A 14,430-nucleotide genomic window follows, 5' to 3' on the forward strand; every position below is an offset into this window, starting at 1 on the left:
GGAGCCTTTGCGGCCCCGCCCTCTTCTTGCTCTCCGGTTACGGAGAGCGAACCGACCACACCACCCGCATCACACGTCCAGGTTCGACACCTTCAGCGCGTTGTCCTGGATGAACTCGCGGCGCGGTTCGACGATGTCGCCCATCAGGGTGGAGAAGACCTCCTCCGCCTGATCGGCATGGCTGACGCGGACCTGCAGCAGCGAGCGCTTGGTCGGGTCCAGCGTGGTCTCCCACAGCTGGTCCGGGTTCATCTCGCCCAGGCCCTTGTAGCGCTGGATGGTGACGCCGCGGCGGCCCAGTTCCATCACCGTGTCGAACAGGGCGACGGGGCCGGTCAGGGCGCGGGTTTCCTTCTGCTTTTCGAAGGCCTTGCCGGCGGTGCCGAACACCCGCTTCAGGTCGGCGGCCAGACCGTCGAGACGGCGGGCCTCGCCGCTCTTCAGCAGGTCGGCGTCGAACAGGTGGCGATGGGTGACGCCGCGCCGGGCGCGGATCACGGCATAGCCGCCCTGGGGCAGCGCCTCGCCGCGCCAGCCGCCGTCGGCGTCCATCGTGTTCATCCGCTCGGCGACCGCCTTGGCCGCGGCCTCCGCCGCCGCCTTGTCGTCGGCCAGGGCGGCGGACAGGGCGCCGGCGACCGCCGCCTGTTCCACCACCATGGCGCTGCCGACCTTGCGCGACAGCGTGTCGATCGCCGGACGCGCGGTGCGGGCCTGATCGACCAGGCCGGACAGCTGATCGCCGATCAGCAGGGTGCCGTCGGACAGCTGGACCGACAGGTCGCTCAACGCGGCCTCGACCAGATACTCTTCGAGCGCCCGGTCGTCCTTCAGGTAGCGTTCCTTGGCGTTGCCGCGCTTGATGCGGTAGAGCGGCGGCTGGGCGATGTAGAGATAGCCGCGCTCGATCAGGTCGGGCATCTGCCGGAAGAAGAAGGTCAGCAGCAGGGTGCGGATGTGGCTGCCGTCCACGTCCGCGTCGGTCATGATGATGATCTTGTGGTAGCGCGTCTTGTCGGCGTTGAACTCGTCGCGGCCGATGCCGGTGCCGAGCGCCGCGATCAGCGTGCCGATCTCCGCCGAGCCCAGCATCTTGTCGAAGCGCGCCCGTTCCACGTTCAGGATCTTGCCGCGCAGCGGCAGGATGGCCTGGAACTGGCGCGAGCGGCCCTGCTTGGCCGAGCCGCCGGCCGAGTCACCCTCGACGATGAACAGCTCCGACGACGCCGGGTCGCGTTCCTGGCAGTCGGCCAGCTTGCCGGGCAGCGACGCCATGTCGAGCGCGCCCTTGCGCCGGGTCAGCTCGCGCGCCTTGCGGGCGGCCTCGCGGGCGGCGGCGGCTTCCACCACCTTCTGGACGACGCGGCGGGCGTCGGCCGGATGCTCCTCGAAATACTGGGCCAGCGCCTCGCCCACCACCGCCTCGACGACGGGACGGACCTCCGACGAGACCAGCTTGTCCTTGGTCTGGCTGGAGAATTTCGGATCGGGCACCTTCACCGACAGGACGCAGGTCAGGCCTTCACGGGCGTCGTCGCCCGACAGGTTGACCTTCTCCTTCTTGGCGATGCCGGATTCGTTGGCATAGTTGTTGATGGCACGGGTCAGCGCCGCGCGGAAGCCGGCGAGGTGGGTGCCGCCGTCCTTCTGCGGGATGTTGTTGGTGAAGCACAGCGTCGTCTCGTGGTAACTGTCGTTCCACTGCAGCGCGCATTCCACCGTCACCACGCCGCCATGTTCGGTCGGGCGTTCGTTCTTCAAGGTGATCGCCGGCTTGTGCAGCGGCGCCTTGGAACGGTCGAGCCAGTTGACGAAGGCTTCCAGGCCGCCTTCGTAATGCAGGTCCTGCACCTTCGGCTCCACCCCGCGCGCGTCGGTCAGAACCAGACGGACGCCGGAGTTGAGGAAGGCCAGTTCGCGCAGCCGGTGTTCCAGCGTGGCGTAATCGAACTCGATGTTGGTGAAGGTCTCGGCCGAGGGCATGAAGGTGACTTCGGTGCCCGACAACTGCTTGCCCTTCTCCGGCACCATCGGCGCCTCGCCGACATCGGCCAGCGGCGCCTCGGCGACGCCGTGGCGGAAGCGCATGGTCCAGGTGCGGCCGCCGCGCCAGATGCGGAGATCCAGCGTTTCGGACAGAGCGTTCACCACCGACACGCCGACGCCGTGCAGGCCGCCGGAGACCTTGTAGCTGTTCTGGTTGAACTTGCCGCCGGCATGGAGCTGGGTCATCACGACCTCGGCCGCCGAGACGCCTTCCTCCGAATGGATGTCGGTCGGGATGCCGCGTCCGTTGTCGCGCACCGTGACCGATCCGTCGGCGTTCAGCAGAACCTCGACCTTGTCGCAATAGCCGGCCAGCGCCTCGTCGATGGCGTTGTCGACCACCTCGTACACCATGTGGTGCAGGCCGGACCCGTCGTCGGTGTCGCCGATGTACATGCCGGGGCGTTTGCGCACGGCATCGAGCCCGCGCAGAACGGTGATCGACTCCGCCCCATAGTCCGCCTGTTGGGGCTCCGACTGCGGGAGGTCGTTCTTCAGTGCTTCCTGTGCCATGCGTCGACTATAACAGATTCGGTTGTGGATTCGGCGGTTTAGCGTGCGTGAACACGGCTTTTTTTTGGGTCTTGGCCCGAATTTCCACCCCTATCCGGGGCGGATGTGGGCGTCTTCGATGCGGAACCGGCGGGCATCCTCGCCGAGCGGGTCGAAAACCCCCTCGTCGGTGCCGGTCATCCAGGCCTGGGCGCCCAATGCCAGGATTTCGCCGAACAGCGCGGCGCGCCGTTCGGGGTCGAGATGGGCGGCCACTTCGTCCAGCAGAAGGATGGGTGCCGCCCCGCGTTCGGCCGCCAGCAGCCGGGCATTGGCCAGCACGATGGCAATCAGCAGGGCCTTCTGCTCGCCGGTGGAACACAGCGCCGCCGGCATGTCCTTGGGCGCATGGCGGACGGCGAGGTCGCTCTTGTGCGGTCCCGCCAACGCGCCGCCGCCATCGGAATCGGCGCGACGGCCGATGCGCAGACTGTCGCGCAACGCATCCTCCGCCGCCAGCGCCGGGCCTTCGTCCAGCCAGCGCTCCACCGTGCCGGCGACGGCGAGGTCGGCGCCGGGGAAGGGACCGACCGAGCGGGCGCAGGCGGCACGGAGCCGCTGCACCACCTCCCGCCGGGCCGCGGCGACGGCGATGCCGGTGGTCGCCATCTGGTCCTCAAGCGCGCCGAGCCAGCCCTCGTCGAAGCGGCCGTCGCGCAGCAGCCGGGCGCGTTCGCGCAGCGCATGTTCATAACGGGACAGCCGCCCGGCATGGGCGGGATCGAAGCCGAAGACCAGCCGGTCGAGGAAGCGCCGCCGTCCGCTCGATCCTTCGAGGAACAGGCGGTCCATCTGCGGGGTCAGCCAGACCATGGCGACATGGTCGGCGAGTGCCGTCTGGCCTTTGGCCGGATGGCCGTCGATGCGGACCAGCCGGCGGTCGCGGTCGGAGGTGCGGTTGCCGTCATGGGGTTCGCGGCCGGTGCCGATCTCCACCGGACCCATCGGGGTGTCGAGCATGGCCGCCACCGCCCAGCCGGCGCCGGGGGGCGATCCCAGCCGCTCCACCTCGGCCAGCCGGGCGCCGCGGATGCCGCGGCCGGGGGCGAGGAAGCTGACGGCCTCCAGCAAATTGGTCTTGCCGGCCCCGTTCGGGCCGATCAGGGCGACGGGCCGGCGGTCGGGTTCCAGCCGCGCGGAGTCATAGCCACGGAAGCGCGTCAGCGTCATCCGCCGCACCGCCAGAGCCGGGGCCAAAGCCTGGGTTGGGGCGGACACCGGGGTACCGCCGCTCATCGAAACTGCCGTGTGCTGCAACTGGTCCGTTCCGCCTGGGGCGGGGACGATCCCCGCAGCCCCATCACACACGCATCGGCATCAGGACATAGAGCGCGGTGGAGTCGGCGACGTCGCGGATGATGGTCGGCGACGCGGCGTCGGCCAGCGTGAACTGGGCGCCCTCGCCCTCGATCTGCTGCGTGATGTCCAGCAGATAGCGAGAGTTGAAGCCGATTTCCAGCGGGGACTCGGCGTAATTGACCTCCAGCTCCTCGGTGGCGCTGCCCGATTCCGGGCTGGTGGCCGACAGGGTCAGGGCGCCGCGGACCAGGGACAGCTTCACCGCCCGGCTCTTTTCGGTGGAGATGGTGGCGACACGGTCGACGGCGGCGGCGAACAGCTTGGCGTCCACCTCCATCACCTTGTCGTTGCCGACCGGGATCACCCGCTCATAGTCGGGGAAGGTGCCGTCGATCAGCTTGGAGGTGACGACGACGCTGTCGAAGCCGAAGCGGATCTTGTTGTCGGACAACGACAGCTCGATGCGGTCGGCGGCCTCGTCCACCAGCTTGCGGATTTCGGTGACGGTCTTGCGCGGGATGATGACGCCGGGGATGCCCTCCGCCCCGTCCGGCAGCGGCATCTCGACCCGGGCCAGCCGGTGGCCGTCGGTGGCGACGGCGCGCAGGACCGGCGTCTCCAGGCTGCCCATCTTGCTCTTGGCGGCGTGCAGGTAGATGCCATTCAGGTAATAGCGCGTCTCCTCGGTGGAGATCGCGAAGCGGGTGCGGTCGATCAGCCCGCGCAGATCGGCGGCGGCGACCGAGAAATTGTGCTTCAGCTCGCCGCTGGACAGCTGCGGGAAATCCTCCACCGGCAGGCAGGACAGCTTGAACTGCGACCGGCCGGCGCGCAGCGTCAGGATGGTCCCGTCGCCGCCGATGTCCAGTTCGACCTGGCTGCCGTCGGGCAGCTTGCGGACGATGTCGAACAGGGTGTGGGCGGGGGCGGTGGTGCCGCCGGGGCGCCCGACCGTCGCCGGGACCGTCTCGACGATCTCCAGATCCATGTCGGTGGCGGCCAGCGACAGTTCGCCGTCGCCCGCGCGCAGCAGGACGTTGGACAGGATCGGAATGGTGTTCCGCCGCTCGACCACACTCTGCACGTGACCCAGGGAACGGAGAAGGGCGGCGCGTTCGATGGTGATGTTCATGCTGGCGTCGTCTCGGCGGGAGGAGTGACTGAAAAGCGGGACCACCGGGGTTGCGGGCCGTTGTCCGGCCGTCCCGCCCCGAGCGGGCGCGCATCATACCACATCGATGGTTGCGTCGAACCAAATTGTTGCGGCCAAGGCCTTCGGCCGAGAGGGAGTCAGCCCTCCCCCCGCCGCCTGCCCTCATGCAGCCGCAGGATGTCGACGAAATCCGCGCTCTGCCAGTTGCGCGACCGGCTCAGTTCGCTGCGGACGCTGGCGACGAAGGCGTCGATCACCGCCCATTCGTCGTCGGCGATCTCCCCGACATCCTCAAGATAGCGGAAGACGACCCGGTGCAGGCCCTGGCTGACCGGGCTGATCCAGCCGTCCACCGTCTCGCCCATCGCCGCCATCAGCCGGCGGATGCGCAGCATGTGCGCCATGCGGTGGGCGGGCTTCTCCTGCGGTTCGGCCTTCATTGCCTGGATGAAGGCGAGGCGGCCGGTCTCCACTGCATAGAGGCGCAGCGACTTCAGCTCCGGGTTGGCGTAGCCGGCATTGCCGAGATAGCGGCCCCAGCGCCAGACCAGTTCCAGCAGCCAGACGATGTCCTCATGGTCGGGCACCGGGGCATGGCGGGCGTTCATCGCCGCCTGCAGCCGGGCGGCCAGCGCCGGCATCACCGTGCCGGTCAATTCGCGGCTGACCGCCGCCAGCTCCGCCCGCAGCGCCGGGCCGGTGGAGCGGCTGGCGAGGAAGCCGGTGCCGGACAGCGCCGTCAGCGCCCGGTCGAAGCGCTCCACCGCTTCGTGCAGCAGGGCGCGGGTCGGGGCGGGGGCGGACAGGACCCCGCCGTCCTGGATGTCCATGTCGCCGAACATGCCGTCCACCACCTCGCGGATGGTGGTGCAGGCGGCGTTGAAGTGGCAGAGCAGGGCGCGCAGCAGCGGGTGCGACTCGCGCACCGCCGGGCCGCCCGAACCGACATGCTCGCGGACATGGCGCAGGAACACGTCGTAGCGGCGCTTGACGTTCAGCCCGTAGAGCGGGGCGAACCAGGCCAGCACCTGCGACTGGTCGCGGAAGGGCAGGCCGAGATCGCGCACCCGGCGGACGAAGCCGACCATCAGCGCCGACTGGCAATCGACCTCGGCGGACCGGGGATCGCCGGCGCCCTGCATCTCCTCAATGTCGCGGCGCATCCGCTCGGTCAGCGGCACCAGCACCTCGTTGTGCTCCAGCAGGGCGCGGACGAAGCCCAGCAGGTCGCCGTCGATCGGCGCCTTGCGGCCGAGATACTGGGTGCGCAGCCGGGCGTCGTGGTGCGCCTCCTCATTCGCCAGCGCCAGGAAGCGGTCGGTCAGCTTGCGGTCGCCGACCATGGTGTAGAGGAAGTCCAGCGCCTCTTTCCGCATCAGTTCGCGCATCACCATGGCGTCGGGGCTGGCCAGCACGGCGTCCAGCATCGCCTCGCGCGCCATCGCGTCCAGCCGGCTCTGCACCTCCGCCGCAAGGCCGGGAAAGGCATAACGGGTCAGCGCCGCCCAGATGCCGCCCATGTCCACCCGCTGGATCAGCGCCGGCACCGACTCAGGCGAGCGGTAGAGGATCGGGTCGTCGACCAGGAAGGGTTCGAACAGGCTGGTGAACAGCCGCCGTGCCTTCATCGGCCGCAGCCGGTTGAAATGGTCGACCAGCGCGTCGCGCAGATGCCGTGCCCGCTCGCCGTTCGGGCTGGGGGCCCCTTCAACCGCGTCCAGCACGGATCGGATGGCGTGCATGGGGATGCGGGCGACGACCTCGTCCATCTGGCGGCGGAAGGCGGTGGCATCCATCATGTCCCTGGCCGCCGGAAGACCGGCGGAGGGGAGGGAGGTCGTGACCGTCGGCGTGCTGCTCATGCGCCCAACACCTCGCAGGATCGTCGTCGCCTGGACGCTCATGATCCCGGGAGATTATTAAATAACCTTTGCTATTTCCATGCGTGTCTTCGGCCGAGTTTTATGATTATCGGAATATGACGGGCAATTGCTTTGTAATCTCAGGTTTACCTTTTTCCCGAGTCTTCGACTAAAGTCCGGCCGCCAGCTGCGCCTCCAACCCGGCGCGGTAGTCGGGATAGGTCAGGGTGACGCCAAGCTGGCGCTTGATGCGGTCGTTCTTCACCCGACGGCAATCGGCGTAGAAGCTGGCGGCCATCGGCGACATTTCCGCCTGATCGAAGGGCACCAGCGGCGGCGGCTCCACCCCCAGCAGGCGGCAGGCATATTCCACCACCTCGTGCGACGGGCTGGGCAGATCGTCGGCGACGTTGTAGATGGCGCCCAGCGTCGGCCGCGCCATCGACGCGCGCAGCGTGTTGGCGATGTCGTCGACATGAATGCGACAGAAGACCTGACCCGGCTTGTCCACCCGCTTGGCGATGCCGTCACGCACGGAATCGATGGCGCTGCGGCCGGGGCCGTAGATTCCGGCCAGCCGGAACAGATGCATCGGCACGCCATACTGGCGGTACAGGTTCAGCCAGCCGCGCTCCGCCTCCACCCGCCGCTTCTGCCGCTCGCCGGTCGGCTTCAGCCAGGACGCCTCGCTGACCCACTCGCCGCCGGTGTCGCCATAGACGCCGGTGGTGGACAGGTAGCCGGCCCAGTCCAGCGTGCGCAGGTCGGCCAGATCGCGGGCATGCTGGTCCAGCACCGGGTCGCCCTTGCCGTCAGGCGGAATGCTGACCAGCAGATGGGTGGTGCCGGCCAGCGCCGCCTTGGCATCGGCCAGCGGCCGGCCGCGGTCGAACAGGAAAGGCTCGATGCCGTGGGCCTCCAACTCCGCCTTCTTCTCCTCGCTGCGGCAGGTGGCGGCGATGCGCCATCCCTCGGCGCGCAGCCGGTCGGCGAAGACGCGGGCGGTATAGCCGGGGCCGAAGACGAACAGGCGGGGATCGGTCATCGCGGGCGTTCCGGTTGGGGCGGTGAACGGTGTAACGCCGGGCTCGGCCACCGAATTGGTGTGGGGGGCTTGCACCCTGCCCGGCGATGGCGGAGTGTAAAGGCACCATGACCCGACGCAATCTTTACCTTTCCGCCGCCCTCGCCCTGGGGCTTCTCGCCGTCCTGCCGGCGCCCTCGCCGGCCGCGCAGGCGGCCTCCTCCGGGCCGTCCTCTGGGCCGTCCTCCGGCCTCGACCGCAACCGCGAACTCCAGGCCTGCGCCGCCAAGGCGGAGGCCAATCCCGACGGCGCCAAGGCCGACGCCAAGCGCTGGCAGGAGCAGGGCGGCGGCGACTTCGCCAAGCTCTGCTACGCGCTGGCGCAGTTCCATGCCGGCGAGTTCAAGGCGGCCGGAACCCAGATGGAGGCGCTGGTGCCGACGCTGGGCAAGGACGACCCCAGGGCCGCCGCGTCGCTGCTCGGCCGGGCCGGCTGGGCGTGGCTGCGCGCCGGCGACCAGGGGAAGGCGGAGCGGCTCTACAGCGCGGCGCTCGACAAGACGCCCGGCGACGTCGACCTGCTGATCGACCGCGCCTTCGCCCGCGCCGAGGGTGAACGCTTCTGGGACGCCATCACCGACCTCGACGCCGCGCTGGCCCGCGATCCCCGCCGGGCGGACGCTTATCTCTACCGCGCGACCGCCAATAAGGCGCTGTCCAACTACCGGCAGGCGCTGTCCGACATCGACCATGCGCTGGAACTGAAACCCGGCGATCCGGAGGCGATCCTGCTGCGCGGCAACGTCAAGGCGCTGGGCGGCAACCTGCCGGCGGCGCGCGACGACTGGTCACTGACCCGCCGCGTCTCCCCCGACAGCGAATGGGGCCGCGCCGCCGCCGACAACCTCGCCCGCACGGCGGAGCTTGCCGGGGGCAAAGGCAAGGACGCAGGTAAGGATACGGGAAAGCCAAAGTCTCCCTGATATGAAGTCCCCCTGGTAAGGGGCGTCCGCTGAACGACGGGTGGCCTCAAGGCTTATCCGATGCAGGCACGGGCTGTCGGAGACCTTCCGGCGGCCCGTTTCGCCGTCCGGCTTCCGCCGTCCCGACTTTGCCCGCGGGAGGAACCCCGCCGCCCATGCCGCGGTTCTCCCAGGCAAAGCCGGGGAGGGCACGATGTTCGAAGGATTCATGCTGGAGACCGTCGAACTGCCGGACGCGACCCTGCGGGTCCGTCATGGCGGGCAGGGCAGTCCGGTCCTGCTGCTCCACGGCCATCCGCGCACCCATGCGACCTGGCACCGTGTGGCGCCGCTGCTGGCGGCGTCCCACAGCGTGGTCTGCCCCGATCTGCGGGGGTTCGGCCGGTCGTCGAAGCCGGCGGACCGGCCCGACCATGCCAACTCCTCCAAACGGGCCAAGGCGCTGGATTGCCTCGCCCTGATGCGGCACCTCGGTTTCGAGCGCTTCGCCGTCGTCGGCCACGACCGTGGCTCCTACACCGCGTTCCGTCTGGCGATGGATCATCCGGCCGCCGTCACCCGCCTCGCCCTGCTCGACGGCGTGCCGATCCTGGAAGCCCTGGAGCGGTGCGATGCCCGCTTCGCCCAGGCATGGTGGCACTGGTTCTTCTTCGCCCAGCCGGACAAGCCGGAACGCGCCATCCTGGCCGATCCCGACGCCTGGTACGGCGGTTCGGCGGAGGCGATGGGGGAGGAGGCCTACCGTGATTTCCGCGCGGCCATCCATGATCCGGCCACCGTGCATGGCATGCTGGAGGATTACCGCGCCGGGCTGGGCATCGACCGCGACCATGATGCGGCCGATCGCGCGACCGGCCGGCGGCTGAGCTGTCCGGTGCTGGCCTTATGGTCGTTGCGGGACGATCTGGAGGACCTTTACGGCGACGTTCTGGCGGTCTGGCGGCCCTGGGCGCCGGACCTGCGCGGGCGCGGCCTGGATTGCGGCCACCACATGGCGGAGGAGGCGCCCGAAGAGCTGGCGCGGGAGCTTCTGGAATTCCTCGGCACCTGACCGGACAAACGAAAAAGCCCCGCCGCGGTGACCGCGGGCGGGGCTTTTCCTTGAGCTGGACCTGTATCCGGACCTGTCGGACCGCTTACAGCGCCGAGTCGACCCACTGGAACAGCGCACCCTTGGGCAGGGCGCCGATCTTCGTGGCGGCGACGCTGCCGCCCTTGAACAGCATCAGCGTCGGGATGCCGCGCACGCCGTACTTGGTCGGGGTGTCCGGGTTCTCGTCGATGTTCAGCTTGGCGACGGTGACCTTGCCGTCATACTCGCCGGCCAGCTCGTCGAGCGCCGGGGCGATCATCTTGCAGGGGCCGCACCATTCCGCCCAGAAATCGACCAGGACCGGGCCGGTGGCCTTCAGGACGTCCTGCTCGAAGCTGTCGTCGGTAACCTTGATGGTGGTGCTCATGTGACCTCTTGCCTGGATTCGGAAGCGCCGCGGACCGGTTGTGGAAGGCCGGCGGCCATCGCCCCGTCAGTGGAATTGAGCAAAATGTAGGGCGGAGGCGCCCGGCCGGTCAAGTCACCCCATCTTTCGGGGGACCCGCCGGCCGCTCCTCATCCCACCCTTGGTGCCAGTCCGGCCGCCGCGGCGTCCAGCACCGAGGGCGGCAACTCCATGGTGTAGGGGCCATCGGTCCACAGCAGCACGCAACGCACCCGCCGCCCCGGATAAACGGCGCGCAACGCCTCGCGGTAGGCCGCCATCTGGCGCCGGTAAACCATTGGCACGTCATCCAGATCCCGTGGCGGCGGCCGGTTGGTCTTATAGTCGACGATCCACACCGTATCGCCGGTCAGCGCCAGCCGGTCGATGCGGCCGGCCAGCGCCCGGCTGCCGTCGCCCAGCGCCACCACGCCGACCAGCGGCACCTCCGCCCGCGAGTCCGGGCCGAACAGATGCGCGAACTCCGCATGGCTCAGCACCGCCAGCGTCTCGCGCGCGATGGCGTCCTGCTGCTCCGGCGTCAGCTTGTGCGCCGGCCGGGCCAGGAAGCGGCGGCAGGCGGCATCCCGCGCCTCCCCGGCCAGATTGGGCAGGGTCTGCAACAGCCGGTGGACCAGCAGGCCGCGGCGGAAGCGCTGGCCGTCGTCGTTGCCGAGCGGGGAGCGCACCGCCGGTTCCTCGCCATCCGGCCGGGACGGTGTCAGCGGCCGCGACGGTTCCGGCTCGCCCGGCGCCGGTTCGGCGATCCAGGGCGGCGGCGGCTCGGCCGATGCGCTTTCCTCCGTCTCGACATGGCGGGGCACCGCGGCGGTCTGGGGGCCGATCAGCCGCCAGCCGTCGCCGGCCCAGCCGTCGGGGCAGAGGCCGGTGAAGTCGAAGTCGTGCGGCACGCCGTTCTCGCGCATCGCCTCCTCGACCAGCCGGTACCAGCAATCGTCGGACGGCTCGCGCTTGCCCTGGTGGCCGCAGATGTAGAGGCGGTCCTCCGCCCGCGTCAGCGCGACATAGAGCAGCCGGCGGTATTCCTGGTCGCGCCGCCGGTTGGCCCGCGCCCGCGCCTCGGCGCACAGCGCGTCCTCCTGGGACCGCCGGGCGGCGAACAGCGGCACCGGGCAGTCGTCGTCCGGCCACAGGATCGGCGGGCTCTGGGTCGGGCTGCCCAGCGTGTCGGGCAGGAAGACGATCGGAGCCTGCAACCCTTTGGAGCCGTGGACGGTCATGATCCGCACGGTGCCGCCGCCCTGCTCCAGCTCGCGCTTGATCTCGGCGTCGCTGGCGGCCAGCCAGGCGAGGAAATTCTGCAAGGACGGCGGCTCGGTCTTCTCGAAGGCGAGGCAGACGGCCAGGAACTCCTCCAGCGGGTCCTGGGCGTCGGGGCCGAGCCGCTTCAGGATCGCGCGCCGTCCCGACCGCCCGTCGGCCGGGCAGGGCCGGTTCAGCAGCCCGGCGAACAGCTCATACGGGGCCGAGAAGTCGGTGCGGGCCAGCAGGTCGCCCAGATAGCGCCGGGCCGGGCGGAACTCCGGCTCCGTCTCCGCCAGCGCCACCAGCGAGCGCCACAGCGTGCCGCGCCGGCCATGGGCGACGCGGAACAGCTCCTCCTCCGTCAGCCCGATCAGCGGCCCCTTCAGCACGGTGGCGAGCGTCAGGTCATCGTCGGGCAGCAGCAGGAAATCGGCCAACGCCACCAGATCCATCACCGCCAGCTGTTCCGTCAGCACCATGCGGTCGACACCGGCGACCGGCACGCCGCGGTCCTTCAGCGCGCGGACCAGTTCGGTGACGAAGGCGGTGCGGCGGCGGACCAGCACCATGACGTCGCCCGGCTGCACCGGCCGGCCCTTGGCCTCCAGCGTCTCTCCGCTGTCGATCCAGCGATGCACCGTCGCCGCGATGACCGAGGCGAGGCGGGCCGATGGCGAGTCGGCGGACTCGCGCGCCACCGGCGGCGCCCAGGCCGGCGCCTCGATGGCCTCGGCCGGCTTCACCGGCGGCCACAGCTCGACCAAACCGGCCTGCCCGCGGCGGAAGGCGCGGTGGCGGATGACCGGGCTGGCGTCGGACGCCACGCCGTCGCGGGCGCGGTCGATGGCGAAGACGGCATCCACCGTTTCCAGCACCGCGGCGGTCGAGCGGAAGGAGATATCGAGATCGACCCCGGCCCACAGCCGCTCGGCCGATTCCGCCTTGTCCTGGAAATGGCGGCGCATGCGGGCGAATTCGGCCGGATCCGCGCGCTGGAAGCTGAAGATCGACTGCTTCTCGTCGCCCACCGCGAAGACGGTGCGGATCTTGCCGTCGGGGGCGGCGGCCTCCAGTTCGGCGAAGAACTCGCCGGCCAGCGACGCGACGATGGACCACTGGTCGGGGTTGGTGTCCTGCGCCTCGTCGATCAGGATATGGTCCAGGCCGCCGTCCAGCTTGTACAGCACCCAGGGCACCCGCGGTGCCATGCCGTCGCCGCCGCTCAGCAGCCGGTTGGCCGCCAGGATCAGGTCGTCGTAATCCAGCAGCGCGCGCGCCGCCTTGCGGTCGCGATAGGCGTCCAGCATCGCCTGCGCCAGCGTCAGCAGCGCGGTGGTCGAGGCGGCGACCCCGGCGGCCTTCACCCGCTCCGAAATCTCCACCAGCCGCTCCGCCTCCTTCTGCAGGGACAAGAGCGCCTGCGGGTAGGCGGTGGCCGGCTTCTTGGTCATCAACGTCTTGCGCGGGCTGCCCTCGGTGGTCAGGAACAGGCGCTTGTAGGCCTCGAAGGCGCGCACCCGGCGGTCGGCGGCGTCGAGCCAGTGCTGGATGGCGATGCCGCGCTCCTGATCGCCGGCGCTGCCGCCCGACAGCGCCCGGCAGGCCTCGCGCAGGGCCGGCGGGTCGCACTGGTCGTCGTGGCAGGCATGGGTCAGGATCGACTCCTCGGTCACGCCGGGGGGCACCCCCAACCTGTCGTGGATGGCGTCGATCAGCCCATCCAGCCCGTGGAAGTCCTTCAGCAGCCGTTCCACCTGCCCGCGCTGGCTCGCCAGCTCCGCCAGCAGCCCGGCGAAATCCTCGGCGTTCAGGTCGCCGGTCAGCCGGCCCATGGCGCGGCCGAGCGGGCTGTCCGGTTCGGTGCGGCCGGCATGCAGCACGGCGTCGCGCGCCTCGGTCAGCAGACCGTCGGCGGTGCGGTCGTCCATGACGTCGAAATGCGGCGCCAGTTCGGCTTCCAGCGGGAAGCGGCGCAGCAGCGACTGGCAGAAGGCGTGGATGGTCTGGATCTTCATGCCGCCGGGGCAGTCCACCACCTGGGCGAACAGCCGCCTTGCGTTCAGCCGCGCCTCCATCGACGGCCGCTCGCCGCACAGGTCGGCCAGCCGGTCCTCCAGCGACTCGTCGGGCAGGGTGGCCCACAGGCCGAGCGTCCGGTTGATGCGGATCGCCATTTCCGCCGCCGCGGCCTTGGTGAAGGTCAGGCAGAGGATGCGCGCCGGCGGCGTGCCGGACAGCATCAGCCGCAGCACCCGGTCGGTCAGCACCTTGGTCTTGCCCGACCCGGCGGACGCGCCGACCCACACCGACGCCGTCGGATCGGACGCCCGCCGCTGCGCCACGTTGGGATCGAGCGGCAGGGTACGGGGGGGCAGGTCGGTCATGGTCATGGGTGATGCTTCCGGTGCCGGGGCAGGGCCGGATGCTGGTCCAGATGCCGGTGCCAGGGCAAGGGCGAAAGATCAGGTGAGCGGATCGGGCGCCGAAAGGGCAGGGTTGCCGCCTTTCATCACGGTGCCGCGGGCAAACATCTCGCCGGTGATTTCTGGTATTTCGTCGTATTCAGAAAGCTGGATGACGTGCCTATCGATCTTCGCCAAATCACTTCCCAGATCACGCTTGGTCTCGGTCATTGGGCTTCCTCATCGAAATAATGCGACGCCTGCCAAGATCGGATCGCCGTCGGAAATGTCTATGATCCAATTGGTGAAGAAGTGGCCAGCGCTTCTCACTCCCTCTCCCGTCCCGGGAGAGGGAAGGGGCCCAT

Annotated in this window: 10 protein-coding genes; 2 read left to right on the top strand and 8 right to left on the bottom strand. The window is 69.7% G+C overall.

Going from position 1 to position 14,430, the window contains the following annotated elements; genetic code table 11:
• Positions 1 to 69: 69 nt before the first annotated feature.
• The 5 genes from gyrB to ACCD06_RS17395 all read right to left on the bottom strand — a co-directional run bounded on the left by gyrB (position 70) and on the right by ACCD06_RS17395 (position 7,957).
• Complete coding sequence (gyrB, locus tag ACCD06_RS17375; RefSeq protein WP_109073270.1) at positions 70 to 2,559, bottom strand: DNA topoisomerase (ATP-hydrolyzing) subunit B; 2,490 nt, start codon at positions 2,557 to 2,559, stop codon at positions 70 to 72.
• A gap of 90 nt (positions 2,560 to 2,649) precedes the next feature.
• The gene (gene recF / locus ACCD06_RS17380; RefSeq protein ID WP_413342070.1) at positions 2,650 to 3,834 is read right to left on the bottom strand and encodes a DNA replication/repair protein RecF; all 1,185 of its coding nucleotides are present in this window, start codon (positions 3,832 to 3,834) and stop codon (positions 2,650 to 2,652) included.
• A gap of 64 nt (positions 3,835 to 3,898) precedes the next feature.
• The gene (dnaN, locus tag ACCD06_RS17385) at positions 3,899 to 5,029 is read right to left on the bottom strand and encodes a DNA polymerase III subunit beta (protein WP_109073268.1); all 1,131 of its coding nucleotides are present in this window, start codon (positions 5,027 to 5,029) and stop codon (positions 3,899 to 3,901) included.
• A gap of 158 nt (positions 5,030 to 5,187) precedes the next feature.
• Entirely contained in the window at positions 5,188 to 6,912 is a 1,725-nt protein-coding gene (locus tag ACCD06_RS17390) for a hypothetical protein (RefSeq protein WP_413342072.1), read from the bottom strand.
• Positions 6,913 to 7,081: 169 nt separating this feature from the next.
• Positions 7,082 to 7,957, bottom strand: a complete 876-nt coding sequence (locus ACCD06_RS17395; RefSeq protein ID WP_109073266.1) for an SDR family oxidoreductase — start codon at positions 7,955 to 7,957, stop codon at positions 7,082 to 7,084.
• A gap of 107 nt (positions 7,958 to 8,064) precedes the next feature.
• Here ACCD06_RS17395 and ACCD06_RS17400 point away from each other — a divergent pair, with 107 nt between their 5' ends.
• Together ACCD06_RS17400 and ACCD06_RS17405 are read left to right on the top strand one after the other, a co-directional pair.
• Positions 8,065 to 8,919 (top strand): hypothetical protein, encoded by an 855-nt coding sequence (locus tag ACCD06_RS17400; RefSeq protein WP_413342074.1) that lies wholly within the window; start codon positions 8,065 to 8,067, stop codon positions 8,917 to 8,919.
• 193 nt (positions 8,920 to 9,112) lie between these two features.
• The gene (locus tag ACCD06_RS17405; protein WP_413342076.1) at positions 9,113 to 9,970 is read left to right on the top strand and encodes an alpha/beta fold hydrolase; all 858 of its coding nucleotides are present in this window, start codon (positions 9,113 to 9,115) and stop codon (positions 9,968 to 9,970) included.
• Positions 9,971 to 10,055: 85 nt separating this feature from the next.
• Here the strand turns inward: ACCD06_RS17405 and trxA are convergent, their stop codons facing one another.
• The 3 genes from trxA to ACCD06_RS17420 all read right to left on the bottom strand — a co-directional run bounded on the left by trxA (position 10,056) and on the right by ACCD06_RS17420 (position 14,296).
• Positions 10,056 to 10,379 carry a thioredoxin TrxA gene (trxA, locus tag ACCD06_RS17410; protein ID WP_085087204.1) on the bottom strand — a complete coding sequence of 108 codons (324 nt, stop codon included), beginning with the start codon at positions 10,377 to 10,379 and terminating at the stop codon, positions 10,056 to 10,058.
• A 149-nt stretch (positions 10,380 to 10,528) separates the two neighbouring features.
• Positions 10,529 to 14,053 (bottom strand): double-strand break repair helicase AddA, encoded by a 3,525-nt coding sequence (gene addA, locus ACCD06_RS17415; protein WP_413342078.1) that lies wholly within the window; start codon positions 14,051 to 14,053, stop codon positions 10,529 to 10,531.
• A 72-nt stretch (positions 14,054 to 14,125) separates the two neighbouring features.
• Positions 14,126 to 14,296, bottom strand: a complete 171-nt coding sequence (locus ACCD06_RS17420) for a hypothetical protein (RefSeq protein ID WP_413342080.1) — start codon at positions 14,294 to 14,296, stop codon at positions 14,126 to 14,128.
• Positions 14,297 to 14,430 lie beyond the last annotated feature (134 nt).

It is taken from the genome of Azospirillum sp. CT11-132 (assembly GCF_047302835.1).
Lineage (GTDB): Bacteria > Pseudomonadota > Alphaproteobacteria > Azospirillales > Azospirillaceae > Azospirillum.

What these genes read in the sequence shown, in the direction of transcription:
- recF (WP_413342070.1), bottom strand. Translation starts at nt 3,834, where the DNA reads ATGAGCGGCGGTACCCCGGTGTCCGCCCCAACCCAGGCTTTGGCCCCG.
- ACCD06_RS17395 (WP_109073266.1), bottom strand. Translation starts at nt 7,957, where the DNA reads ATGACCGATCCCCGCCTGTTCGTCTTCGGCCCCGGCTATACCGCCCGC.
- ACCD06_RS17400 (WP_413342074.1), top strand. Translation starts at nt 8,065, where the DNA reads ATGACCCGACGCAATCTTTACCTTTCCGCCGCCCTCGCCCTGGGGCTT.
- gyrB (WP_109073270.1), bottom strand. Translation starts at nt 2,559, where the DNA reads ATGGCACAGGAAGCACTGAAGAACGACCTCCCGCAGTCGGAGCCCCAA.
- addA (WP_413342078.1), bottom strand. Translation starts at nt 14,053, where the DNA reads ATGACCATGACCGACCTGCCCCCCCGTACCCTGCCGCTCGATCCCAAC.
- trxA (WP_085087204.1), bottom strand. Translation starts at nt 10,379, where the DNA reads ATGAGCACCACCATCAAGGTTACCGACGACAGCTTCGAGCAGGACGTC.
- ACCD06_RS17420 (WP_413342080.1), bottom strand. Translation starts at nt 14,296, where the DNA reads ATGACCGAGACCAAGCGTGATCTGGGAAGTGATTTGGCGAAGATCGAT.
- ACCD06_RS17390 (WP_413342072.1), bottom strand. Translation starts at nt 6,912, where the DNA reads ATGAGCAGCACGCCGACGGTCACGACCTCCCTCCCCTCCGCCGGTCTT.
- dnaN (WP_109073268.1), bottom strand. Translation starts at nt 5,029, where the DNA reads ATGAACATCACCATCGAACGCGCCGCCCTTCTCCGTTCCCTGGGTCAC.
- ACCD06_RS17405 (WP_413342076.1), top strand. Translation starts at nt 9,113, where the DNA reads ATGTTCGAAGGATTCATGCTGGAGACCGTCGAACTGCCGGACGCGACC.